This window comes from Prochlorococcus sp. MIT2309 (assembly GCF_059772305.1).
Genome location: NZ_CM186282.1, coordinates 685,615 through 708,913 on the forward strand (window position 1 = coordinate 685,615; position 23,299 = coordinate 708,913).

Sequence of the window (23,299 nt, forward strand, 5' to 3'; positions counted from 1 at the left end):
ATGAACGTTCTGACATCAATATTTGTATTGGGTTTCCTTATTTTTTTTCATGAGGCAGGACATTTTTTAGCTGCAACCCTTCAGGGAATTCGGGTGAATGGATTTTCAATAGGATTTGGTCCTGCTTTAATAAAAAAAGAATTTAAGGGAATTACATACTCAATAAGAGCATTGCCGTTGGGTGGTTTTGTATCTTTTCCAGATGATGAGAGCGATATACCCCTAGATGATCCAAATTTAATGAGAAACCGGCCAATACCTCAAAGAGCATTAGTTATCTCTGCAGGTGTTATCGCTAATTTATTACTTGCGTGGTTAGTGCTTTTTAGCCAAGCAACTTTTGTTGGACTCCCTAGCCAACCTGATGTAGGAGTTGTGGTAGTTGCCGTTAAAGAATCGGAAGCTGCTGATCAATCTGGACTAATTGCTGGAGATCAAATCACAGCTGTCAATGGAATAAAACTAGGGAAAGGAGCCGAAGCGGTAGGAGATTTAGTCAACAAAATACAAGAATCACCCAATAAAGAAATTATTTTTGAAAGATTAAGAGGTAATTCATATGAAACAGTCAAAGTTACTCCTACCCTTAGTGGTGGAAATGGAAGAATAGGTGCGCAGCTACAGCAAAATATCTCTGGAGAAATTAGAAAAGCCGAATCAATTGGAGAATTGATAGATCAGTCAGGAAAACAATTCTTCGACATACTTACAAGAACAATTAAAGGTTATAAGGGCCTTTTTACAGACTTTAATTCGACGGCAAAGCAAATGAGTGGACCTGTAAAAATAATAGAAATTGGTGCTCAACTTTCACAAAAGGGTAGTAATGGTTTATATCTTTTTGCTGCACTGGTCTCGATCAATTTAGCTGTTCTCAATTCCTTGCCGCTTCCTTTGCTTGATGGAGGTCAGCTTTCTTTGCTTTTAATTGAAGGAGTCAGAGGTAAGCCTGTGCCTGAAAAAATTCAAATGGCTTTCATGCAATCAGGATTTCTTCTTTTAGTTGGACTTAGCATTGTCTTGATTATTAGAGACACAACCCAACTCAGCTTTTTTCAACAAATAATTAGCAAATAAAACTTCCAAGGCAATAAAAATAGCAACAAATTTTTTTAGTTTCTGAAAAAATTGATTCCAGTAATTATTTTTATTCACTATCTAAACCCTTCTTTATTAGAAAGTTTTTAGTCGAGGAGTTAAGATATGACGATAAAGAATTTTTCACTTCAGATATGGCCAAAAAGTCCATGATTGCTAGAGATGTAAAGCGTAAGAAGCTAGTAGAGCGTTATTCAACAAAACGTAAGGCCCTTTTGGAGGCATTTAACGCCGCAAAAGACCCCATGGAAAGATTAGAGATTCATCGCAAGATTCAAGCTTTACCACGTAACAGCGCTCCGAACAGGATAAGAAACCGCTGTTGGGCGACTGGTAAGCCTAGAGGTGTTTACAGAGATTTCGGCCTTTGTAGGAATCAATTAAGATCACGAGCTCATAGAGGTGAGCTTCCTGGAGTTGTCAAGTCAAGTTGGTAAAACCTTGAGATACCCTGTTATTACTGAGAGGTAGTAAAAGATCCAAAGAAAATCTGCTCATATTAATTATGTTTTCACAAACAAAAATTAATAGAAAAAAACTTTAATTCAGGTTTTTGCTCACTTAAGTCCCTATTAAGTGCGACAATGTAAATAGAAAAAAATACATAAGCTCTCGTGCAAGGTCAGACAAAGACGATCTCATTCGACGGTCGAGAAATACGCCTTACAACAGGACGTTACGCTCCACAAGCAGGTGGATCAGTTTTAATTGAATGCGGGGATACAGCCGTTCTCGTGACTTCAACTCATAATCAAGGAAGAGAAGGTGGTGATTTTCTCCCTCTCATTTGTGATTATGAAGAAAGACTCTACGCAGCAGGAAGAATACCTGGAAGCTTTATGCGGAGAGAGGGCAGACCCCCCGAGAGAGCAACTCTTATTTCAAGACTTATCGATCGTCCAATGAGGCCTCTTTTCCCTCATTGGATGAGAGAGGAAATTCAAATTGTTGCCACTTGCCTATCTCTTGATGAAAGGGTACCTTCTGATGTTTTGGCAGTTACAGGCGCATCTCTCGCGACATCATTAGCTGGGATTCCTTTTGCGGGGCCTATGGCAGCTGTAAGAGTGGGTTTACTTGGTGATGATTTTGTACTTAACCCAAGTTTTAGAGAAATTGAGAGAGGTGATTTGGATTTAGTTGTAGCAGGCTCACCCGAAGGTGTAATCATGGTCGAAGCAGGAGCCAATCAATTAAGTGAACAAGACATTATCGAAGCAATAGACTTTGGGATGGAAGCTGTCGGTGAATTAATTAAAGCTCAGGAGGAGGTAATTAAAGAATCTAATGTAGAAAAAATTGATATTAAAGAGCCTGAACAGGACGATACTGTCTCTAAATATCTAGAAAAAAATTGTACAAAATCAATTCAAGAAATTCTCAAAGATTTTGATCTTTCTAAGGACTCACGAGATGCCAAACTTGAAGAAATTAAATCAAGCGCAACAGAAAAAATTGAGGCTTTAAAAGAAGATCATGCCGTAAATAAATCAATCGCATTAAATCCAAAAATTCTTGGAAATAGCTTTAAGGGGCTTACAAAAAAATTAATGCGTGAACAAATTGTCAAAGATGGTAAAAGAGTTGATGGACGGGCTTTGGATGAAGTTAGAAAAATTGAGGCTGCTTCTGGAGTTTTACCTAACCGAGTTCATGGCTCTGCTTTATTCCAAAGGGGACTAACTCAAGTTCTCTCAACAGCAACTCTTGGAACACCTAGTGATGCCCAAGAAATGGATGATCTTAATCCAAGCACTGATAAAACATACATTCACCATTACAACTTCCCTCCATACTCTGTTGGAGAAACAAGACCAATGAGAACCCCTGGCAGAAGGGAGATTGGGCATGGTGCACTCGCAGAGAGAGCTTTAATTCCGGTTTTACCTGCAAAAGATACTTTCCCCTATGTCTTAAGGGTTGTTAGTGAAGTTTTGAGTTCCAACGGATCAACATCCATGGGTTCAGTATGTGGAAGCACAATGGCCCTCATGGATGCAGGAGTTCCTCTTAAAGCTCCAGTGAGTGGAGCTGCAATGGGTCTTATAAAAGAAGGTAAAGAAGTAAAAATCCTCACTGACATTCAGGGGATAGAGGATTTCCTAGGTGATATGGACTTCAAAGTTGCTGGTACAGACAAAGGAATAACTGCTCTTCAAATGGATATGAAAATTAATGGTTTACCATTAAAAATTATTTCCGAAGCAATTAATCAAGCTCGACCAGCTCGAATTCACATACTTGAAAAAATGAATGAGGTAATAAGCCAACCCAAAGAGGCGCTTTCTCCTCATGCACCAAGACTTCTTAGTTTTAGAATCGATCCTGAACTCATTGGTACAGTAATTGGACCTGGTGGTAGAACTATCAAAGGAATAACTGAGAGAACTAACACAAAAATAGACATTGAAGATGGAGGAATAGTTACTATTGCATCTCATGATGGAGCTGCAGCGGAAGAAGCTCAAAAGATTATTGAAGGTTTAACCAGAAAAGTTCATGAAGGAGAAATTTTCTCAGGGGCAATAACAAGAATCATTCCTATTGGAGCTTTTGTTGAAATTCTCCCGGGTAAGGAAGGAATGATTCATATCTCTCAACTTTCCGAGGCAAGAGTCGAAAAGGTTGAAGATGTCGTGAAAGTTGGAGATCAAGTAACTGTGAGAGTAAGAGAGATTGATAACCGAGGTCGAATAAATTTAACTCTCAGGGGAGTTCCACAAAATGGAGGAATGTCCTATCAAGAACCAACCCCTACTCCCGTTGCTCCTTTAAATTTGAATTAATTCATAAACCTCTCTAACAATCAATATCTTCAATTATTTCTCGGATCTTTGCACTAACCTTGTTGTGCATAACTCCGCTACTAGCTATTAGACAACCTTTTTGATTGAAATCTCCTTTGTTATAGGTCAATCTGGAATCATCTGAGCGGGTAAATTTTCCACCTGCAGAGCTTATTACTACATCTGGTGCCGCAAGATCCCAATCTTTTGGAGATGTTTTGCCTGATATTGATATATAAAAATCACTTTCACCTCTTAAAATGTTGGCTATTTTGCATCCAACGCTTCCAACAGCTTTTTCACTTCTAATTTCAAGTTTGTCAATAATTTTTTCTAGTTTTTTTTCCCTATGGGTTTTGCTTGCAACCAAAACAATATCTTTAATCGAATCAAGCTTCTTAAATGTTGGGGGGAATCGTTTGGCTTTTCTATCCTCTCTCCAAGAACCAATTCCACTTATTCCAAACCAAAGTTCGTCAATTTCAGGAATAACAATCACTCCCAAAACAGGATAATGCTTATAAATCAAAGCAAGATGAATTGCATAATCTCCAGATCCATTTATAAAATCTCTTGTTCCATCAAGAGGATCAAGAATCCAGATCCAATCAGACTTATTTTGCAGTATTTTTTGATCATTATTTTTAGCTGTCTCCTCACTGATCATTGACCATTCTGCATTTGGGAATGCCTTTTTTAATCCATCAAGCAACCAACAACTAACAGCAAGATCTGCGGCCGTAACAGGTCCCTCCTTTCCCTCTTTTATATCCAAAGCAGAAGATAGACCGTGTGGGGGCTTGTTACCTCTTGCATAAGCCTTCAATATATCCGCAGACTCCCAACTGAGAATTCTCAATCTGCTTAACAGATCCTCGAGATTAACGGTATCAGGCAGCTCTGTTTGTAGCGATGTATTTTTCATGAAGGTTGAGAATTTAAAAAATCGAATTGAACCAGATTCAGGTGTGCTCTATTTAGTAGGGACTCCCATTGGAAATCTTGGTGATTTATCATCAAGAGCGGCTGAATTACTTAAAAAAGTCTCTGTCATTGCATGTGAAGATACCCGAAGAAGTTACAAACTTACAAAGAAAATTGGCGTATTTAGCAAACTATTGAGTTTTCATCAACACAATACTCAAACAAGAATTCCTGAGTTACTAGAGTTTTTAGAACAAGGAAAAAGTATTGCCCTAATAAGTGATGCGGGTTTACCTGGGATATCTGATCCTGGAGAGGAATTAGTAATAGCTACTAAAAAAGCTGGATTTGAGGTTATTTGTATACCAGGACCATGTGCCGCAATAACAGCTTTAGTGGCAAGTGGAATGAGCACAAAGAGATTTTGCTTCGAAGGTTTTCTTCCAATCAAAACAAATGAAAGAAAAAAGATTCTTGAACAAATTTCTCATGAAGAGAGAACAATTATTTTGTATGAATCACCTCACAGACTTGTAAGGCTTCTTGAAGAATTATCCTCTTTTTGTGAGAAAGGACGTCTTATTCACTTAGCCAGAGAACTAACTAAGCGTTATGAGGAACATTTATCATTAACAATTGCAGAAGCAATTGAACATTTCAACGAAAAAAAACCACAGGGTGAATTCACAATAATCATCTCAGGAAAGATAAAGCATAATTCTGAAGTTAAGAGTGATTTAGAAATGAAAGATGAGATTCTCGAACTAATATCAAAGGGAATAAGAACAAGTGAAGCAATAAAAAAAGTGGCGAAAGAAAATGACTACTCCAAAAGATTACTTTACAATCTAATACACCAGAACATTAATTCTGACTTATAGTATTTACCATAATAAATCATACCTATTATATGATCTACAAAATTAGATTACTTTTTTTCAGCATAACCAGTTCAGCAGTTCTTCTGGCAGTATTATGCTTAGGATCACAAAATATAAATAATAGATATCAAATAAATATAGGTTTAAATAAAACCGCGCCTTTTCCAAATGGATTTATTGTTGGTATATCTATATGCTTAGGGGTAATAAGTGGCGGTAGCTATGCTGCCATTTCAATGAAAGATGATTAATAAGTGATTTTTTTACTGATTAATTTTCCTGATCAATCTAAAGTTATCAAAATATCATCAAAAACAATTCTTGTAATACCCTTCATTACTATATAATTTGAAGTAATATTTAATACATTTGAATTGGGTATCTTAACTACTTTTTGTCCTCTTAAACAATTTCTTTTAGCTGCTCTTTGATTATCGAACAACGAGATAGCATTTCTACTTTTCTCATCATCTGGCAAAAAACTCCATTCGGGGAAATCTCCCAGTAACTTTGGTTCTAATTCAACTTTCTGATTTACTATCATGAACAATATCTGTGGGAAATTAATATCATCAAGAGATTTAGAAATAACCTTCTGAGGATTATCCTCAAAACCAAAATCTGTTACTAAAGGAGCGACCTCTTTAAATACATTACTATCATTTTCTACGTTTGAGGTTAATTGAGATTGCTCATTAATTGTGCTTAAATCACTATCTTTAGATTTGATTACAACTGTATCAATAATATTTTTCTGACCATTGATTTTCTCAAAATTTGGATCTACCAAGACTTGCTCATTATTCTTTTTAACTGATGAATGTGAAGATGCTTTAACAGTTTCATCAGCTTTTTCAACTTTCTCTTTTTTTCGTAATCTTTTAACTTCCTGATATTCCTCTTTGCTAAGGATTGATTTAACAATCCTGTTTATGGTATTACTACTACAACCAAACTCTCTGGCTAAATCTGTTGAGGAACTTCCTAATCGAAAGCCCTCTACCATTTTTAGCTTTTGGTTTTCGGTCAGCCTCCTTGCCAATTTAGTAAATCTAACTCTTATTAAGACTAGTCTTTTCTGGGTCTATTACGTAAATTGACTAAATGCTCCCTTAGCTCAGCTGGATAGAGCAACTGCCTTCTAAGCAGTGGGCCGCAGGTTCGAATCCTGCAGGGAGCGTCTAACATTAAATCAAGATATTACGATGCCATTTCGAAATCCGATGAAAGTTCTGGATGTTTAGAAAAACCGCCTTTTATAATGTAAAATTTACACTTAATTTATTTTAAGCATGCTTAGATTAAAGTTTATAGAGATTAAAGAAAAACCTTTTTTTTACTAGGATAGTATACAAAAACAAATCCATATAATTCTAATAAAATAATGAAAAAAAAAGCTTTAATAACAGGAATAACCGGTCAAGATGGTAGTTATCTAGCAGAGCTTCTTTTAAAAAAAAACTATGAAGTACATGGTATTAAAAGACGTTCAAGTAGTTTTAATACAACAAGAATTGACCACCTCTATCAAGACCCCCACGAAAACGATCCCAACTTAACGCTTCATTATGGAGATTTAACTGACAGTACAAATCTAATTCGGATAATTCAACAGGTAAAACCCGATGAGATTTACAATTTAGGTGCTCAAAGTCACGTCGCAGTAAGTTTCGAAACTCCTGAATACACGGCCAATTGCGACGCACTAGGGACTTTGAGGATTTTGGAAGCGGTGAAGATTTCTGGTTTAATTCAAAAAACAAAAATATATCAAGCAAGCACAAGCGAGTTATATGGACTTATTCAAGAAACACCTCAAAGTGAAACAACACCTTTTTATCCAAGAAGTCCCTATGCTGCCGCAAAACTATACGCCTACTGGATAACAATCAACTACCGAGAGGCCTATGGTCTTTTTGCGTGTAATGGGATTCTTTTTAATCACGAAAGTCCTAGAAGAGGTGAAACGTTCGTCACAAGAAAAATCACTAGAGGATTAGCAAGAATAGACACCGGACTTGAATCTTGTTTATTTATGGGAAATTTAGATTCAAGAAGAGATTGGGGGCATGCAAAAGATTATGTAGAGATGCAATGGCTAATGTTGCAGCAAAATGAACCTGAGGATTTTGTAATTGCAACTGGGCGAATGGAGACAGTTAGAAAATTTATTGAGTTGAGTGCTAAAGCTCTTAACTGGAATAAGAGTAAAGACTTACCATCGATTATTTGGGAAGGAGAGAAAACAGAAGAGATTGGAAGAAGAGCTGACACTGGTCAAATAGTGGTAAAAGTTGATCCAAGATATTTCAGGCCAACAGAAGTTGATCAACTTTTGGGTAATCCACAAAAAGCAAAAAAGAAGCTTGGCTGGGAGCCAAAGATTTCCCTAGAGGAAATGATTCAAGAGATGATACTTTTTGATAAAGAGGAAGCCTTAAAGGAAGCTCATCTTAAGAAGCAAGGCTTCAAAGTAAAGGGCTCAATGGAATCACCACCATCAAATACTTTGAATTAATAGGATGAAAAATAAAATCTCAATAAGAGACAAAATTTTTATAGCCGGTGCCAATGGGATGGTGGGGAAAGCTATCAAACAAAAGTTGTTAGAAAAAGGCTATGGCAACAAAATTCTTGGTGGTAAATTACTGACTCCAGCAAGATCCGAACTGGATCTTCTTAATCAAAAACAAGTTAATAATTGGTTTGCAGAGCATAAACCCGATGTGGTAATCCTTGCCGCAGCAAAAGTTGGTGGAATACTTGCCAACAATTCATTTCCCGTAGATTTTTTACTTGAAAACATCAAATTACAAATCAATGTTATTGAGAGCTCTTGGTTGCACAATGTTAAAAGATTACTTTTTCTTGGCAGCAGTTGCATCTATCCCAAATTCTGCAAACAACCAATAATGGAAGAATCTCTGATGGATGGTTTATTAGAGCCAACAAATGAGTCGTATGCTATTGCGAAGATATCAGGAATAAAACTTTGCGAGGCACTTAGAATTCAATATGGTTTTGATGCAATATGCCTTATGCCTACAAACTTATACGGACCTGGAGATAATTATCATTCCACTCAAAGTCATGTTCTACCTTCACTTATAAGAAAATTTTCTGAAGCCGCCAAAACAGAAGCCAACTCAGTCAGATGCTGGGGCAGTGGAAAACCTTTAAGAGAATTTCTTCATGTCGAAGATCTTGCCGAAGCAGCTATTTTCAGTCTTGAGAGTTGGCACCCTTCATCAGAAGATGCACCTAAAAAAGCTAATGGGGAAAACCTTATTTATCTTAATGTAGGAACTGGGCAAGACATTTCGATAAAAGATCTCGCAAAAAAAATTGCTTTCGAGACTGGTTTTAAAGGAGAGATAATTTGGGATAAAAGCAAACCCGACGGCACCCCAAAAAAACAGTTAAATATTGAAAAGATTAAAATGCTTGGTTGGGAACCAAAAATAAATTTTGAAGAAGGTATTAAAGATACAATCAAGAATTACAAAAAAGAGTGTAAGGATAACAAAATTAGGACCTAATAATGAATAAAAGATTTATACCTTCAGCTATATTAATATTCACGCCTCTTGCATCATTACTAGCAGAGGTTGATAGTGAGCAAAAATTAAAAACCAGAATATATAATAATGATGATAAAAATTTAAAAGAGTCAATCCAACATAAATCAAAAACAATTATTTGGGAAAAAATAAATCAAGATCAAATTATTGAACGTAAAAATAATATTAAGTGGGAATTGATTGATAATATAGAAAAAAAGGAGAATTACAAAATCAGAAAAACATTTAAAGAGACAATAAATATAAATAATGATTTATCAGGTAGAGATATTGCTTATAAAAAACAAATTAATTTTACAATGTTGACTCTCGGCAATTCAGTTCCTACAGCATTAACAATAAATGAGGGTTCTGCGAGATTCTCCTTTCAACAAATATCTGCAATTGAAAGAGGATATGCTGAGGGAACTGGCAATCAAAATTATAATATCAATATAGACTATGGACTTAAAAATAATTTAAATTTAAGTGGATTCTATACTCATAGTGATGATCCACTAAATAATAGAATAACTAATAAAGATATTCAACCAGGAAACAGATGGATTAGTTATGGAGCTTCAATTAAATGGAAATATAAAAGTACAGAAAATATGAATATGGCAATAGTTTCTTCAGTAGAAAAATGGGATGTAAAAAGTGGTGGTTGTAACTTATATAACTGCAAATCGGAGTCGAATAATATATTTAATTCTAGTTTAAATCCTGTATTTAATAGTAACACAGTAGGAATGCTAGCGACTCCCTTTACGTGGTATCTATCTAAAAAGGTTGAAGCAACATTTACTCCAAGAGTCACCATTCTTCCAAAATCACAAGGTAACAGCTCAGGGGAGGGTGAGTTTTTTAAGACAAACTATGGATTAGGATTTGGAATCAAATTTCAACCTATAAATAACATAAATACTTTTAGTTCTTTCTACGTGCCGTTTGGCGATGGAAATAATAGCTTTGATAAAGATTTGATTTATTCTAAGAAAACAATATTTACCTCAGGTTTCAATTACTCTCTTGACCCAAGCATAACCTTCGAAGGTTCTATTACAAATGGTTTTGGCAGCTCTCCAAGCACTAGCATATTGACTATACCAAGTGGAAATGATTTATTATATTCTGGAAAATTAATTTACACACCTAGAAAATTTAAAATTCCAAGAGCTATTTATAAAAATATAGAAACTAACATTGCCATGCCAGGGTTAAGTGTTGCAGTTCCAGGCACTATTGAAGAAGGCAATAGAAGATTTAGATTAAGTAATAGTGCTAAGGGTAGCTGGTTTAGCAGAATAGATTTTGGTGCTAGTGATTTATTTAATTTTGATTTTTCTCTTAGTAAAGTTAATCAAAATGCAGACCCCTTCAATTCTTTGGGAATAAATTACAACAACCCAGGCAAAATGAACTTTAGAGCAGGAGGAACAGCGACATTCCTTGACCAGAGAAAAGGAGATTTATTTTCAGGGGGGTTGCGGCTAAGCGCAGGAAGAGTTAAGGGCACTGGTTGGATCTTTAGTGAAATTATAAGTTCATATAGGATCAATAATAACCTTGTATTTAATTTAAATCCAAAGTTTGCCTGGAGCGCAATAGGTAATCCTCAATCAATTGGCGGAAGCATTCATTGGAAAATAAATAATTTAATTACGGTTATTCCAGAAACAAATATCGCCGTAAATGAAGGTATAAATAATTATACATTGGCAATAAGATTATCTAAAAAAAAGGGCAAATATATAGATTTATATAGCACTAATAGCCTTAGTTTTATGGATACAGGGCAATTTTTTAAATCAGATTCTCAGATTTTCGGTGTGAATTTAGGAACTGTATTTTAAATATTTAGATCAGGATCAAATAAAATCCAACCGATTATTGATTTTTGCTGAGATTCACAATCTTCTAAAATATAACTTAACTGATTATAAGTACAACATCCAGGAGAAAATAATAGTATCTTGTAAGAACAACCTTTAACTTCATTTAGATTATTTGAAATCTTTAAATCTATATTTTTAATACTTTCTTTAAGTGATTTAGTAAATACTAAAGTTCTATCGTCGTCAATTAGGCTTCCAATGGGAATAACTGCTATTCCATCATTATCTTTAATATCTTCAAACTGAGAAAGCAAAAGGTTGACAGAATCTCCCCACATCGCAGTCTTGTTAGATGGAAGAGTTTTTAATAATTTAAAAGGTATTTTCTCTTTTAAATCATCTATTTTATATATCCTGCCTGATATTTTGTCTTTAACTATTGAAGAGATTCCACTAAAAAGAAGACCTAAAGAAAAATAGATTATTACTAAACGTTTTTTCTTTGGTGCAACAGGATAATCTAGCAAGGTAGGATTTGAAATCAATTCCCAAGGATCTGTTTGTCTAGCTTGCTCAAGTTTTAACTGCCCTAAATTAGATTGTAGAGTTGCTAATGATTGTTCATCTCTTAGTGCGGTATTTTTTAATTCTCGATATTTTAAAAGTATTTCTTTTGGTCTACTTAATGAGGACTTTAATGATTCAATTTGACTTTTTAAAGAGCGTATTATCTTTGAATTAGGTTTTAAAAGAGCAGATTTTTCAGCCAAGGTCGACTCAAGCTTGGATAGTCTTTCAAATTGATCTGAATATCTATTCATCGTTTGAGTTGATTTACCAAGAGTATCAAAATTAGAAAATTGATTTATTTTAAAAGGAAATTTATTTGCGAGGAACTGATCTAGATTATTTAGATTTTGCTGCGATAGTGATGGATCAAGAACAGGCAACCCATCCTCATTTCCCAAACCATGCTCTAGTGAAAATGCTTGTAAATCAGCAAGAGAATTCTTAGATTTAATATCTAAATCAAAAATTTGATCTTCAAGATAATTTATGCCCTGTGCAATACCTCTTTCCCTATCTGATCCAGAGTATTTCTGATAAGTTTGAGAAATTTTATCAATAACTGGAAGTATTAGACTTTTATCTGTATCTCTGTAAGAAAGATTTAACACAGTTGAATCAGTCAATAGTTCTATATTTAGACTCCCCGATCTCCAGCCATAAAAAGTCCAATTTGTGGTATCGTAACCTCTATTTTTCTTTTCTAATTTTACAAAATCATAAACAGGCTTTAATACATATGGGCTTTCAAGAATTCTTATTTCTGTTTGTAAAACCGTTTTTGATGTCCCACCTCCAAGTGTAAAGCTTGAAACATTAGTGAGCTGATTTGCTAAAGAAGAAGATCCGGCTCCAGCAGAGGATTTATCTTTGATGACAATCTGGAAGTTACCTTCCCACACTGGTTTTCTTGTTAAGGCAGAGGTAAAACCTATAGCTGTAAATATAGAAGTAATAGTAACAACTAAATATTTATTTCTAATGAGAGAACTTACTATTTCTTTAATGTCAATATCATCATCATTTTCATTAGAGTTAAATGACTTATTTTGATTCGAAGAGGTGTTTTTTTTCATATTTAATTTAATTTGCAATATCTTCTACGATATTGAATAATGTGTAAATACCAAGAATGGGCTTAGTGATTGTTCCAATAGCTTCAGTGCTATAGCCAATTGCAGATCTTTTTACATTAACTATATCACCTGCCATCAAAACAGGATTTCGATAAATTCCAGCTTTTGCATTTGGATCGTACTCAAAAACTCTTCTCTTTGCAGTACCATCCTTTTCAAATCTTATAAATTCTATTTTTCCACTAAATATTTTTTTACCTCCTGACATAGCTATTGCCTGATTTAATGTTGATCCATTAGGAACTTGTACTTTCCCAAGTATTTCGACTTCCCCACTTACAAAAACATCTACAAAGTCTGGATTTATATTACTATTTCGCGCCATAAGCATTTGTTCAACAATCATGTTGTTGCTTCTAGAAAGTTTTATGATATCTCCATCAAGAACTCTTATATTTTGTGATTGATTTCCTTCTATCATCATAGGTAGAAAATTTAGATTTGTTTTGATATATCCTCCACCTAATGATTTAGAGGCTTTCCTCATTAAACTTATTTTCGAAAGATCGGAAAAAGGTGTTATTCCCCGTGAAATCTTTATGGCATCAAAAACAGTTGGAAAATTATTAGCTTTATACTCATCGCGAATTTTTTGAGATACTTGATATTCAGGCGATATGAATACACTCCCTGGAGTTAATGTTTCATCTATTACGCCAACATCAGTACGGGGGGCTTGCTTTACTCCTGATAAAAAATAATAACCTGGCCTTACAACCTCTCCAGTCACGTAAACTTTGACAGGCCTGTAAGTTACAACTCTGAGATCCAATTTTGGTTTCTTTACATATTCTGAAAATTCCAAATACAACTTTTCGCTAGCCTCGTTAACAGTAAGTCCCTCTAACTTGACGCTTCCTACTTCAGACAAGTAAACATTTCCGTCTGGACCGACATCAAAGACTCCACTTAATTCAGGTAGATCATAAATCTCTAGTTGGATATTATCCCCGGGTCCAATAATATATTCACTTTGTATTATTTTATCATCTAATAAATTATCATTATTCTTAACTGAAATATCATTAGTTTTTAATTTTAAATCTTGCGCAAGAGACAATGGAGTCAGCAAAAAACTTAAAGCTAAAGCTTTTATCAATAAAAACTTATTTTTCCTGAAAAGTATTTCCAACAAAATTATGACTGGTATTTTTTTAGTATACTATAATACCAATCATAAGGCAATCGCCTTCCTGTGACGGGATTTATATCGTCATATACAATAAAAAATTAATGCGCCTCTAGATCAATAAATTCAAATTATTTCACATCTATATCTCCTAACTGAGACAAATTAATATTATTCATCAAGCATTTAAGTCTTTTAAATTATTTATTTATATATAACTGAAATATAATAGTTGCAATTATACAATTTTTAATATATGATTTTTTATATTTTTGAAAGTACGTGGCAATACTAATAACAGGTGCAGCAGGTTTTATCGGGTTTCATTTGAGTAGTTACCTCTTAAAAAAGGGTATACACGTTATTGGATATGACAATATTAATGATTACTATGACACTAATCTAAAGGAATCTAGATTAGAAGAACTCAGGAAAATCTCAGCGAAAAATTCCGCTCCATTCTCTTTCGAGAAGGGCTCTATCGAAGACAATAAAAAGGTGAATTCCTTATTTGAAAAACATCACCCACAACAAGTGGTAAATTTAGCGGCACAAGCGGGAGTGCGCTATTCAATTCAAAACCCATCTTCATATATACAATCAAATTTAGTAGGTTTTGGGAATATTCTTGAGGCCTGTAGACACTTCAATGTTCGCCATTTAATTTATGCAAGTAGTAGTTCAGTTTATGGAGGAAATAAAAACCTGCCTTTTTCAGAAAAGCAAGGAGTTGACCACCCTGTGAGCCTCTACGCGGCAACCAAAAAAGCCAATGAATTAATGGCTCATACTTATAGTCATCTATATGGTCTTCCTGCAACAGGTCTTAGGTTTTTTACAGTTTATGGTCCATGGGGAAGACCTGATATGGCACTGTTTTTATTTACTGAGGCTATTTTAAAAGGAGAACCAATAGATGTATATAACAACGGCAACATGTCAAGAGACTTTACTTATGTAGATGATGTAGTGGAAAGCTTGGCTAGAGTTATAAAGAAGCCTCCTTCTGAAAATAAATCATTCAATTTCCAAAGCCCAGATCCCTCTAGCAGTTGGGCTCCTCACAGAATATTTAATATTGGTAATTCTAATCCAACATCTCTTATGAAATATATTGCTGCAATTGAAAATACCCTTCAAAGAAAAGCTATTAAAAACTTCAAACCGATACAACCCGGAGATGTTCCTTCAACTGAAGCAGATGTTTCTAAATTAGAAAGTTGGGTAGGTTTTAAACCCAGCACAACAATTGAAGCTGGAGTAAGCAATTTTGTTAGTTGGTATCGAGCATTTTATGGAATCTGAGCCTTCACAAGAAATAATCCAATGACCTTCCCTGACGTTAATAATTGCACAATAGCGATAATTGGACTTGGGTATGTTGGATTGCCATTATCAGTAGAGTTTGGAAAAACTCAAAAATGTTTAATAACAGGTTCTAAAATTTCGCGGAAAGTAATTGGTTTTGATATCAATCAAAAAAGACTTTCAGATCTAGAATTAGGGCAAGATAGTACTAATGAGGTCACGAAAAAAGAATTATTGAATTCCTCTCAATTACAGTTCACTTCAAATCAAGATATACTTTCAAGATCAGATGTATTTATAGTCACCGTACCAACACCAATAGATTCCGCAAAGAATCCCGATCTTAAATCAATTAAAAGCGCATGCAAATTAATAGGTAAATCAATAAAAAATAGATCTTATCAAATTAAAACTTCTCCATTAATAATTTTTGAAAGCACAGTTTACCCTGGAGCTACAGAAGAACTTTGTGCTCCATTAATAGAACAAGAAAGCGGTTTAGAATTCAACAAAGAATTTTACTGTGGCTTTAGCCCCGAAAGAATAAATCCAGGAGATAGTGAACATCGTTTGAGTTCAATAGTAAAAGTAACCAGTGGTTCAACTAAAGATTCAGCCGATTGGATAGACAGGCTATATCAATCAATAATAAAAGCAGGAACTTACAGGGCGTCAAGTATAAAAGTAGCTGAAGCTTCAAAAGTAATAGAAAATACACAGAGAGATTTAAATATTGCTCTAATAAATGAGTTGGCAATTATCTTTAAAAAAATGAATATCGATACTCTTGAAGTTCTCGAGGCAGCTTGTACTAAATGGAACTTTTTAAATTTTAAACCTGGCTTAGTTGGTGGACACTGTATCGGTGTAGATCCATATTATTTAACATTTAAATCCGAGCAATTGGGTTATAAACCTGAGGTCGTATTGGCAGGAAGAAAAATAAATGACAGTATGGGCGACTGGATTGTAGAGCAACTTATAAGAGAAATGGCACTTAAAAGAATTATTATAGGCGGCGCGAAAGTATTAATAATGGGATTAACGTTTAAGGAAAATTGTCCCGATATACGAAATACAAAAGTTGTTGACATAATAAAAAAGCTAAGTAGTTATGATATTGATGTAACAATCGTCGACCCTCTGGCTAAAGCTAGCGAAGCCAAAAATGAATATGAATTAACGCTCTTAAGTGAAGTCCCTTATGGAAAGACCTACTCAGCCGTGATAATTGCTGTAGCACATAATAATTTCCTTATTAAGGAAATAAAATATTGGGAAGATCTTCTTAATGAAAATGGCATTTTATTTGATCTCAAAGGTATCTTACCCAGAGAGCTAAATGCATTAAGACTGTAAAATATGACTATTAAAGAAATGACACTCAATACGAAAAAGGAAATTACGCTAGTTCAGCTTTTAGCTAGACTTTGGGTTTTTCATTTAAATTCCAAAAGAAAGAATCAACTTAAGCTTACATTTGTACTAATGGTAATAAGTAGTTTATCAGAGATAATTAGTTTAAGTTCAGTATTCCCTTTTTTAGCTGTATTAACTAACCCTGAAAATTTTTGGCAAAAAAGTAATTTATTTAAATATGCTCCACTTATTGGTATCAATTCATCAAGTGATTTACTTCTACCTTTAACCATATTATTTGTCTTTGCGGCAATAATTTCAGGTTTTATAAGGATTTTAAATATTTGGTTAAATGGCAGACTCGCTGCATCTATAGGTTCCGAACTAAGTTCTGAAGCTTATAAAAGAACACTATATCAACCTTATTCTGTTCATTTAGCTTCAAATAGCAGTGAGATTATCTCGTCAATTAGCCGTGATGTCGATAGAGTTTCTACTTGGATTATTTATCCTTTATTGCAAATGTTTTCATCAAGCCTAATAGCTTTAGGATTGGTTTCAACTTTGTTATTTTTAAATTGGTCTATTGCATTAACAACAGGCCTTCTTATTTTTTTAGTTTATGGAATCGCCATAGCATTAATACGTAAGCCCTCAAAAAGAATCAGCTCAAGCCTAGTTCAATTGCATCTTAAATTAATTCAAACACTTCAAGAGAGTTTAGGAGCTATTAGAGATGTCATTTTAGGAGATACTCAGAAAATTTATACAAAAATTTTTTCAAAAACCGATAAGAATATGAGAGTCTATGAGGCTAAAGCAGTATTTCTCAGTAGCTATCCCAGATTACTCTTAGAACCGCTAAGTATATCTTTTATAGCAATTTTAGGATATGTGCTAGTAAAAACTGGTGGGATTGAATCCGCCATACCAATGTTAGGCGCATTGGCATTAGCTTCAATCAGACTAATGCCGATGGTACAAAAAATATATGAAGCCTGGACAATGTCCAGAAATGCAAAAGAAAGTCTAAGAAACTTAGTGCAATTATTAGAGAGAAAATTACCTCAAGAAAACCTTAGTCGCACGCCATTAGGTTTAAGGCAAAGTATAAATTTTTGTAATGTTGGATTCAAGTATGGTAAAAGTTTGCCTTACGTAATTAACAATCTTAATTTGATAATAGAAAAAGGCGATTGCATAGGACTTACAGGAAAAACAGGCGGTGGTAAAAGTACAACTCTTGATTTGTTAATGGGCTTGATCAAACCCACTTACGGTAAAATATTAGTTGATGATCTTGATATAAATAATTCTGAAAAACCCCAGATTTTGAATTCATGGAGATCTTCTATTATTCATGTACCTCAAACAATATTTCTTGCAGATACAACAATACTTGAAAATATTGCTTTTGGAGTTAGTCCTGAATTCATTGATATTAAAAGAGTTATACATGCAGCAGAATTAGCTCAAATCCATTCTTTTATTGATTCATCTCCTGAAAAATATTCAACCAGAGTAGGGGAGAGAGGGATTAGGTTAAGCGGAGGACAAAGACAAAGAATTGGAATTGCTCGTGCACTTTACAAAGATGTAGATGTTTTAGTACTAGATGAAGCTACAAGCGCACTTGACGATGATACTGAGGAGGCTGTTATGAGCGCACTATCTTCTTTCAACAAGAATTTAACAATTATCATGATTGCTCATAGAATTAGAAGCCTAAATCGTTGCAATAAATTATTTGAATTAAAAGATGGAAAACTTACGGTTAAATAATTTTAGATAAATGGATTTTTCAGAAAATTTAATAGAAATTAAAGAAAAAATGAAGCACATAACAACTCTTATACCCCCCCGTAATAATAACTCTAAAAAGCGGAGAGCACTTTTTCTTGATAGAGATGGCGTAATTATAGAAGATCGTCATTATTTATTTGAACCTGAAAAAGTAGTATTAACAAAATCTTGCATTCAACTCTTGAAAGAAGCATATTTAAACCATTGGCTTATATTTATAATTACAAATCAATCTGGGATTTCCAGAAAATTATTTAATTGGAAAGATTATGAAGCAGTTAATAAGAAAATGCTATCTTTAATAAATAATGATAATTTAATTTCAGCTATTTATGCAAACGGATATTCACCTGAGTCAGAGAAACAAGATTGGAGAAAACCAAATAAAAACATGATTACTTATGCCTCTCAGGAATACAATGTTGATCTATCAAAATCTATACTTATAGGAGATAGAGAAAGTGATATTATTGCAGGAGTTCGCGCTGGGGTAAAAACAGTTTTCCACGTATTAACAGGGCATGGAAAAAAAGAAAGAAAACAAATATCTGATAATACTAAAAAAGCTGAAAATGAATCTTCACATACTTATCAGATAGAGAAAAAACGTTCTGAAATAATATTACTTAAAGATTTAAGTGAGTTTCCAAAAGAAAGATTTTTAAATCAAAATTAAATATTATTATAAAATAAATAACTAGAATCTTATTTTGATAACACCGAGCTATGATTTCATAATAATTGGAGGAGGGATGGTCGGCCTATCCCTTGCAAATCAATTACTTGAGAGAAATATATCAAAAAAAATCTTGATTCTTGATAAGGAAATGGAACTTGGACTTCACAGCTCTGGTAGGAATAGTGGAGTGATTCATTCAGGTTTGTATTACAAACCAAATTCTTTAAAAGCAAAAGTTTGTGTAAGTGGTGCAAAACGTTTAAGAGAATGGGTTAAAGAAAGAAATCTTTCAATAAATGAATGTGGAAAAGTAATAGTTCCACAAAAAGAATATTTAGACAGTCAACTTGATCTTCTTGTGGATAGAGGCGTAAAAAATGGCTCCGTAGTTGAAATTTTAAATGAGAAGCAATTAAAAGAATTAATTCCCAAAGCCAGAACAACAACAGGTAGAGCTATTTGGAGTCCCAATACTGCTGTAGTTAAACCTATTCAAGTAATATCACATTTACAAAAGGAATTAAAAGATAGAGGTATTGAGATAATTAAAGGCATAATGGATATTAAATTTAATAAAAATAACAAGAACATTCTAGAATTATCTAATGGTAAAAAATTTTATTTTAATCACTTATTTAATTGCGCAGGATTACAAGCTGATAGAATTGCACGCAAATTTGACGTAGGAGCTGATTATATAATACTTCCTTTTAAAGGCATATATTGGCAATTGAAGAAAAATTGTCCCATCAAAATAAAAACTAATCTATATCCAGTACCAGATCTAAATGTTCCTTTTCTTGGAGTTCATTTTACACCTGGACCTTCAGAGTCATCTCCTGTCAGCATTGGACCAACAGCTACACCGGCATTTGGGCGAGAAAACTATAATGGATTTGAAAAGTTTGAAGCAAAAATGACATTTAATAGTTTGTCAATTTTAGCTCGGCAATATATAGACAATAAAAAAGGCTTTAGAAGATATGTTCATGAACAAGCTTTTCTCAACCTACCTCCTTTATTTTTAAAAGGAGCGCAAGAACTTATCCCATCAATTAAATTTAGTGATATGGAATTAAGTAAAAAATTAGGAATAAGGTCACAGCTTTTTAATTTAAAGAAAAGGGAGTTGGTCGATGATTTTCTTTGTGTTGAGGGGGATTCAAGTACTCATATTTTAAATGCAATATCGCCAGCTTTTACAGCCAGCTTCGAATTAGCAGACTTAATAATAAATTCTAAATTTGAATCAAAATAAACTTTATATGGAAAAACCTATCAGGGCTTTATTGTTAGCCGCAGGGCTAGGAACAAGATTAAGACCTATCACTCTTAATACTCCAAAATGTCTTGTAAAAATAAAAGATCAAACTTTATTAGAAAATTGGTTACTTAAACTGGAGGGTTTAGGTATATACTCAACATTAATAAATACTCATTATTTATCAGAGAAGGTAGATGATTTTTTAAAGAAAAGACCTAAATCTAAGATGGAAATAAAGATAACTTATGAAAAAGATTTGCGTGGAACAGCAGGTACATTAATTAATAACAATAATTTCTTTAATGGTTATACAGGTATGATGATACATGCAGACAACTATACTCAAAGTGATTTAAAAGAGTTTATAAAATTCCATTTTAATCGTCCAAAAAAATGTCTACTAACTATGCTGACTTTTGATTCTAAAAATCCACAGAAATGTGGAATAGTTGAAATCGATATTAATGGTGTTGTTATTAATTTTCATGAGAAGGTTTCAAACCCACCAGGTAATAGAGCAAATGGAGCTGTTTACCTTTTTGATCCTAACTTTCTGGAATGGCTAACTACATATCATCCAAATTCTCATGACTTTAGTAACGATGTAATACCTCACTTGGTTGGCAGCATTGCAACATGGCATACTACAAAGCCTTACATAGACATAGGCACACCTGAATCCCTTCAAGAAGCCAGGTTAATTTGAACATGATCTATAAAGACATCAACTTGAGTCCCAGAGAAGAATCATTCAGATTGCATGCTGAATATTATGTTCAGAGATTAGGCAATTGTTTCACTGATCAAATCTACGTAAAAATTAACTCACTAGCTAACGACCTGCTCGAATGCTGGAAAGAAAAGCGAACGGTATTTATTTGTGGCAATGGTGGCTCAGGTGCAAATGCAATTCATATGGCCAACGATTTTCATTATGGAATAGGAGCATGTGGCCCTGAACCGTCTATTCCAGGTTTAAGAGTTGATGCTTTGTCTGCTAATCAAGGAGTTATAACTTGCTTGGGCAATGACATTGGTTATGAAAATATTTACTCTCATCAGCTTCAAGTTAAAGGCTCCCCACGAGATATTTTGATTGCACTATCAGGAAGTGGAAAATCTCCAAATATTTTAAATGCAATTAAAACAGCTAAAAGAATGGAAATTAAAACTTACGCAGTTATAGCTTTCACAGGTGGTGCTGCTTTAGATCTAGCTGATGAGCCAATATATTTCCCAGTTCATGATATGCAAATCGCCGAAGACACTCAACTAATGATAGGTCATATTTGTATGCAATGGTTAACAAATAACAAGCCTAAAGATCTTAACCCTCTATTGTGATAAATAGAAATTCCTAGTAAATCCCACAAGAAGTTATGAGATATGAGTTTAAGCAAAATAACTAATTGATTACATACATTCTTACCAATAATTATTATGAAATCAAAAATAATAAATTTTTCAGCTTTAAAAAAATCAAAAGAATCTGTTCTAACATTTGGTCATTTCACTTCTATACATCCTGGACATATTAGATATTTAATGCATGCAAAAGATCAAGGGCAAAGATTGATAGTGGCTATTGTTGGAGATGCTCCAATTGGAGAAAAGCGAAAATTTCAATTTAATCAAATAGAAAGGGCGGAAAGCCTTGCAATGTTGGGGCTAGCTGATGTAATTGTACTTCTTGAAAACAACCAAACATTATCTGATGTAATTAATAAATTACATCCAAAACTTTTAGTGTTAGGTAAAGAATTTGAAAATAGTTCTGATCCAGATGTGATGTTGGCAATTAAACTGCTGAAAGAGGATGGACGTAGAACACTTTTTCATGCTGGAGAAATTAAATATGCAAGTACCGACCTACTTATTGGCACTCAACAGGATTTAGCTGACAAGAAAAAACGAAGTTTTCAAGCTTCTTGTAGCAAGCAAGAGTTAAATCTTTCGATATTGCTTAAATCTATGAAAGCTTGGGAAGAAACCAGTCTTATAGTTATTGGTGATGCAATTGTAGATCAATATTCAGCCTGTGAAGCAATAGGGATGAGTGCTGAAGCTCCAGTTGTTGTTGTTAAAGAACTGAAAACTCGCAATTTTATTGGTGGCGCAGCAATTGTCGCTTCGCACATAAAAGCATTAGGGGCTAGGTGTGATTTTATTTCAGTAGTCGGCAATGATGAAACCTCTCAGCTAGTAAGAGAAAAACTTTCCATAGAAAAAATAGGCACTCATCTAATCACGGATTCTTCAAGACCAACCACATTTAAAAAGCGCTATATCGTTGAGAATCAAAAACTTTTTAGAGTTAGCAGACTTGAGGATCACTCTCTTAGTGATGAAATTGAAAGTAAGGTAATTTCTTCTCTGGAAAAATTAGCACCAGATACAAAGGGTATAGTTATTTCGGATTTTGTTTATGGAGTGATTACTGAGAGAATTCTTGAGAAAATTTATCAGCTTGCCAAAAAATACAAACTAATGCTTTTTGGCGATATTCAATGCAGTAGTCAAATAGGTTTGGTGACAAAATTTAAAAATTTTTCTCTGCTATGTCCAAATGAGAGAGAAGCCCGCCTTGCGCTTCAAGATAAAGAGTCTGGGATTGAACTAATAAGTCAGAAATTACTTGCGGACACAAACTGTAGCCGTCTAATCATGAAACTTGGAGCAGATGGTTTCATTGCCTATGACAGGCTTGAATCTGGAGACATTATTAGTCAATCATTCCCCGCATTATCAGTAAACCCTGTAGATGTGGCTGGTGCTGGAGATTCTTTGTTGGCAGTTATGGCAACTGGCCTAACAAGCAATCAATCTATAATGACAACAGCAGCTTTAGGGTGCTGCATGACAGCCTTAACTGTTGAACAAATGGGGAACACTCCTGTCAAAAGTGAATTTTTAAGGGAAAATCTTGTAAAAATACTAACTTGATTTGGCATATGAGGAATTATGTTA

20 protein-coding genes and 1 tRNA gene are annotated in these 23,299 nt (G+C 34.0%); 17 read left to right on the plus strand and 4 right to left on the minus strand.

All coding sequences use genetic code 11. The annotated features are described in order from the left end of the window. The 3 genes from AC6EJA_RS03870 to AC6EJA_RS03880 all read left to right on the plus strand — a co-directional run bounded on the left by AC6EJA_RS03870 (position 1) and on the right by AC6EJA_RS03880 (position 3,884). Positions 1-1,077 (plus strand): M50 family metallopeptidase, encoded by a 1,077-nt coding sequence (locus AC6EJA_RS03870; protein ID WP_498503290.1) that lies wholly within the window; start codon positions 1-3, stop codon positions 1,075-1,077. Positions 1,078-1,232: 155 nt separating this feature from the next. Next, positions 1,233-1,535 (plus strand): 30S ribosomal protein S14, encoded by a 303-nt coding sequence (gene rpsN / locus AC6EJA_RS03875; protein ID WP_498503291.1) that lies wholly within the window; start codon positions 1,233-1,235, stop codon positions 1,533-1,535. Between the two features lie 177 nt (positions 1,536-1,712). Next, positions 1,713-3,884: a polyribonucleotide nucleotidyltransferase gene (locus AC6EJA_RS03880; RefSeq protein WP_498503292.1), complete on the plus strand. Its 2,172-nt coding sequence runs from the start codon at positions 1,713-1,715 to the stop codon at positions 3,882-3,884. 13 nt (positions 3,885-3,897) lie between these two features. Here the strand turns inward: AC6EJA_RS03880 and AC6EJA_RS03885 are convergent, their stop codons facing one another. Further along, a complete protein-coding gene (locus AC6EJA_RS03885; RefSeq protein ID WP_498503293.1) occupies positions 3,898-4,809 on the minus strand; it encodes a 3'(2'),5'-bisphosphate nucleotidase CysQ in 912 nt (303 codons plus the stop codon). On the opposite strand from AC6EJA_RS03885, the gene rsmI reads away from it, so the two are divergent. Beyond that, positions 4,808-5,689: a 16S rRNA (cytidine(1402)-2'-O)-methyltransferase gene (rsmI, locus tag AC6EJA_RS03890; protein ID WP_498503294.1), complete on the plus strand. Its 882-nt coding sequence runs from the start codon at positions 4,808-4,810 to the stop codon at positions 5,687-5,689. The two genes, AC6EJA_RS03885 and rsmI, sit on opposite strands and share 2 nt — an antisense overlap. Before the next feature lie 29 nt (positions 5,690-5,718). After that, positions 5,719-5,940: a hypothetical protein gene (locus AC6EJA_RS03895; protein WP_498503295.1), complete on the plus strand. Its 222-nt coding sequence runs from the start codon at positions 5,719-5,721 to the stop codon at positions 5,938-5,940. A 32-nt stretch (positions 5,941-5,972) separates the two neighbouring features. Here the strand turns inward: AC6EJA_RS03895 and AC6EJA_RS03900 are convergent, their stop codons facing one another. Further along, positions 5,973-6,695, minus strand: coding sequence for a hypothetical protein (locus AC6EJA_RS03900; RefSeq protein ID WP_498503296.1), 723 nt, complete (start codon positions 6,693-6,695; stop codon positions 5,973-5,975). A gap of 100 nt (positions 6,696-6,795) precedes the next feature. Here AC6EJA_RS03900 and AC6EJA_RS03905 point away from each other — a divergent pair. The 4 genes from AC6EJA_RS03905 (at position 6,796) to AC6EJA_RS03920 (ending at position 11,105) form a co-directional block, all read left to right on the plus strand. Next, positions 6,796-6,869, plus strand: a tRNA-Arg gene (locus tag AC6EJA_RS03905). 204 nt (positions 6,870-7,073) lie between these two features. Beyond that, positions 7,074-8,207 carry a GDP-mannose 4,6-dehydratase gene (gene gmd / locus AC6EJA_RS03910; protein WP_498503298.1) on the plus strand — a complete coding sequence of 378 codons (1,134 nt, stop codon included), beginning with the start codon at positions 7,074-7,076 and terminating at the stop codon, positions 8,205-8,207. Between the two features lie 4 nt (positions 8,208-8,211). Beyond that, on the plus strand, positions 8,212-9,228 hold the full coding sequence (locus AC6EJA_RS03915; protein ID WP_498503300.1) for a GDP-L-fucose synthase family protein: 1,017 nt from the start codon (positions 8,212-8,214) through the stop codon (positions 9,226-9,228). 2 nt (positions 9,229-9,230) lie between these two features. Continuing rightward, complete coding sequence (locus AC6EJA_RS03920; protein WP_498503301.1) at positions 9,231-11,105, plus strand: hypothetical protein; 1,875 nt, start codon at positions 9,231-9,233, stop codon at positions 11,103-11,105. On the opposite strand, the gene AC6EJA_RS03925 is transcribed toward AC6EJA_RS03920, so the two are convergent. Beyond that, on the minus strand, positions 11,102-12,730 hold the full coding sequence (locus AC6EJA_RS03925; protein ID WP_498503302.1) for a GumC family protein: 1,629 nt from the start codon (positions 12,728-12,730) through the stop codon (positions 11,102-11,104). The two genes, AC6EJA_RS03920 and AC6EJA_RS03925, sit on opposite strands and share 4 nt — an antisense overlap. A gap of 7 nt (positions 12,731-12,737) precedes the next feature. Then, positions 12,738-13,850, minus strand: coding sequence for a polysaccharide biosynthesis/export family protein (locus AC6EJA_RS03930; RefSeq protein WP_498503303.1), 1,113 nt, complete (start codon positions 13,848-13,850; stop codon positions 12,738-12,740). A gap of 351 nt (positions 13,851-14,201) precedes the next feature. Here AC6EJA_RS03930 and AC6EJA_RS03935 point away from each other — a divergent pair, with 351 nt between their 5' ends. The 8 genes from AC6EJA_RS03935 to AC6EJA_RS03970 all read left to right on the plus strand — a co-directional run bounded on the left by AC6EJA_RS03935 (position 14,202) and on the right by AC6EJA_RS03970 (position 23,275). Then, positions 14,202-15,224: an NAD-dependent epimerase gene (locus AC6EJA_RS03935; protein WP_498503304.1), complete on the plus strand. Its 1,023-nt coding sequence runs from the start codon at positions 14,202-14,204 to the stop codon at positions 15,222-15,224. A gap of 21 nt (positions 15,225-15,245) precedes the next feature. Next, positions 15,246-16,586: a nucleotide sugar dehydrogenase gene (locus AC6EJA_RS03940; RefSeq protein ID WP_498503305.1), complete on the plus strand. Its 1,341-nt coding sequence runs from the start codon at positions 15,246-15,248 to the stop codon at positions 16,584-16,586. A gap of 18 nt (positions 16,587-16,604) precedes the next feature. After that, entirely contained in the window at positions 16,605-18,368 is a 1,764-nt protein-coding gene (locus AC6EJA_RS03945; protein WP_498503307.1) for an ABC transporter ATP-binding protein, read from the plus strand. A 10-nt stretch (positions 18,369-18,378) separates the two neighbouring features. Then, positions 18,379-19,065, plus strand: a complete 687-nt coding sequence (locus AC6EJA_RS03950) for a D-glycero-alpha-D-manno-heptose-1,7-bisphosphate 7-phosphatase (protein ID WP_498503308.1) — start codon at positions 18,379-18,381, stop codon at positions 19,063-19,065. A gap of 76 nt (positions 19,066-19,141) precedes the next feature. Then, complete coding sequence (locus AC6EJA_RS03955) at positions 19,142-20,326, plus strand: NAD(P)/FAD-dependent oxidoreductase (protein WP_498503309.1); 1,185 nt, start codon at positions 19,142-19,144, stop codon at positions 20,324-20,326. A 7-nt stretch (positions 20,327-20,333) separates the two neighbouring features. After that, on the plus strand, positions 20,334-21,038 hold the full coding sequence (locus tag AC6EJA_RS03960) for a nucleotidyltransferase family protein (protein ID WP_498503311.1): 705 nt from the start codon (positions 20,334-20,336) through the stop codon (positions 21,036-21,038). A gap of 2 nt (positions 21,039-21,040) precedes the next feature. Then, positions 21,041-21,676: an SIS domain-containing protein gene (locus AC6EJA_RS03965; RefSeq protein ID WP_498503312.1), complete on the plus strand. Its 636-nt coding sequence runs from the start codon at positions 21,041-21,043 to the stop codon at positions 21,674-21,676. Between the two features lie 96 nt (positions 21,677-21,772). Then, the gene (locus AC6EJA_RS03970) at positions 21,773-23,275 is read left to right on the plus strand and encodes a PfkB family carbohydrate kinase (RefSeq protein WP_498503313.1); all 1,503 of its coding nucleotides are present in this window, start codon (positions 21,773-21,775) and stop codon (positions 23,273-23,275) included. Positions 23,276-23,299: the final 24 nt, after the last annotated feature.

What these genes read in the sequence shown, in the direction of transcription:
- AC6EJA_RS03970 (WP_498503313.1), top strand. Translation starts at nt 21,773, where the DNA reads ATGAAATCAAAAATAATAAATTTTTCAGCTTTAAAAAAATCAAAAGAA.
- gmd (WP_498503298.1), top strand. Translation starts at nt 7,074, where the DNA reads ATGAAAAAAAAAGCTTTAATAACAGGAATAACCGGTCAAGATGGTAGT.
- rsmI (WP_498503294.1), top strand. Translation starts at nt 4,808, where the DNA reads ATGAAGGTTGAGAATTTAAAAAATCGAATTGAACCAGATTCAGGTGTG.
- AC6EJA_RS03900 (WP_498503296.1), bottom strand. Translation starts at nt 6,695, where the DNA reads ATGGTAGAGGGCTTTCGATTAGGAAGTTCCTCAACAGATTTAGCCAGA.
- AC6EJA_RS03920 (WP_498503301.1), top strand. Translation starts at nt 9,231, where the DNA reads ATGAATAAAAGATTTATACCTTCAGCTATATTAATATTCACGCCTCTT.
- AC6EJA_RS03965 (WP_498503312.1), top strand. Translation starts at nt 21,041, where the DNA reads ATGATCTATAAAGACATCAACTTGAGTCCCAGAGAAGAATCATTCAGA.
- AC6EJA_RS03895 (WP_498503295.1), top strand. Translation starts at nt 5,719, where the DNA reads ATGATCTACAAAATTAGATTACTTTTTTTCAGCATAACCAGTTCAGCA.
- AC6EJA_RS03940 (WP_498503305.1), top strand. Translation starts at nt 15,246, where the DNA reads ATGACCTTCCCTGACGTTAATAATTGCACAATAGCGATAATTGGACTT.
- AC6EJA_RS03870 (WP_498503290.1), top strand. Translation starts at nt 1, where the DNA reads ATGAACGTTCTGACATCAATATTTGTATTGGGTTTCCTTATTTTTTTT.
- AC6EJA_RS03925 (WP_498503302.1), bottom strand. Translation starts at nt 12,730, where the DNA reads ATGAAAAAAAACACCTCTTCGAATCAAAATAAGTCATTTAACTCTAAT.
- AC6EJA_RS03885 (WP_498503293.1), bottom strand. Translation starts at nt 4,809, where the DNA reads ATGAAAAATACATCGCTACAAACAGAGCTGCCTGATACCGTTAATCTC.
- AC6EJA_RS03955 (WP_498503309.1), top strand. Translation starts at nt 19,142, where the DNA reads ATGGTCGGCCTATCCCTTGCAAATCAATTACTTGAGAGAAATATATCA.
- rpsN (WP_498503291.1), top strand. Translation starts at nt 1,233, where the DNA reads ATGGCCAAAAAGTCCATGATTGCTAGAGATGTAAAGCGTAAGAAGCTA.
- AC6EJA_RS03945 (WP_498503307.1), top strand. Translation starts at nt 16,605, where the DNA reads ATGACACTCAATACGAAAAAGGAAATTACGCTAGTTCAGCTTTTAGCT.
- AC6EJA_RS03915 (WP_498503300.1), top strand. Translation starts at nt 8,212, where the DNA reads ATGAAAAATAAAATCTCAATAAGAGACAAAATTTTTATAGCCGGTGCC.
- AC6EJA_RS03960 (WP_498503311.1), top strand. Translation starts at nt 20,334, where the DNA reads ATGGAAAAACCTATCAGGGCTTTATTGTTAGCCGCAGGGCTAGGAACA.
- AC6EJA_RS03950 (WP_498503308.1), top strand. Translation starts at nt 18,379, where the DNA reads ATGGATTTTTCAGAAAATTTAATAGAAATTAAAGAAAAAATGAAGCAC.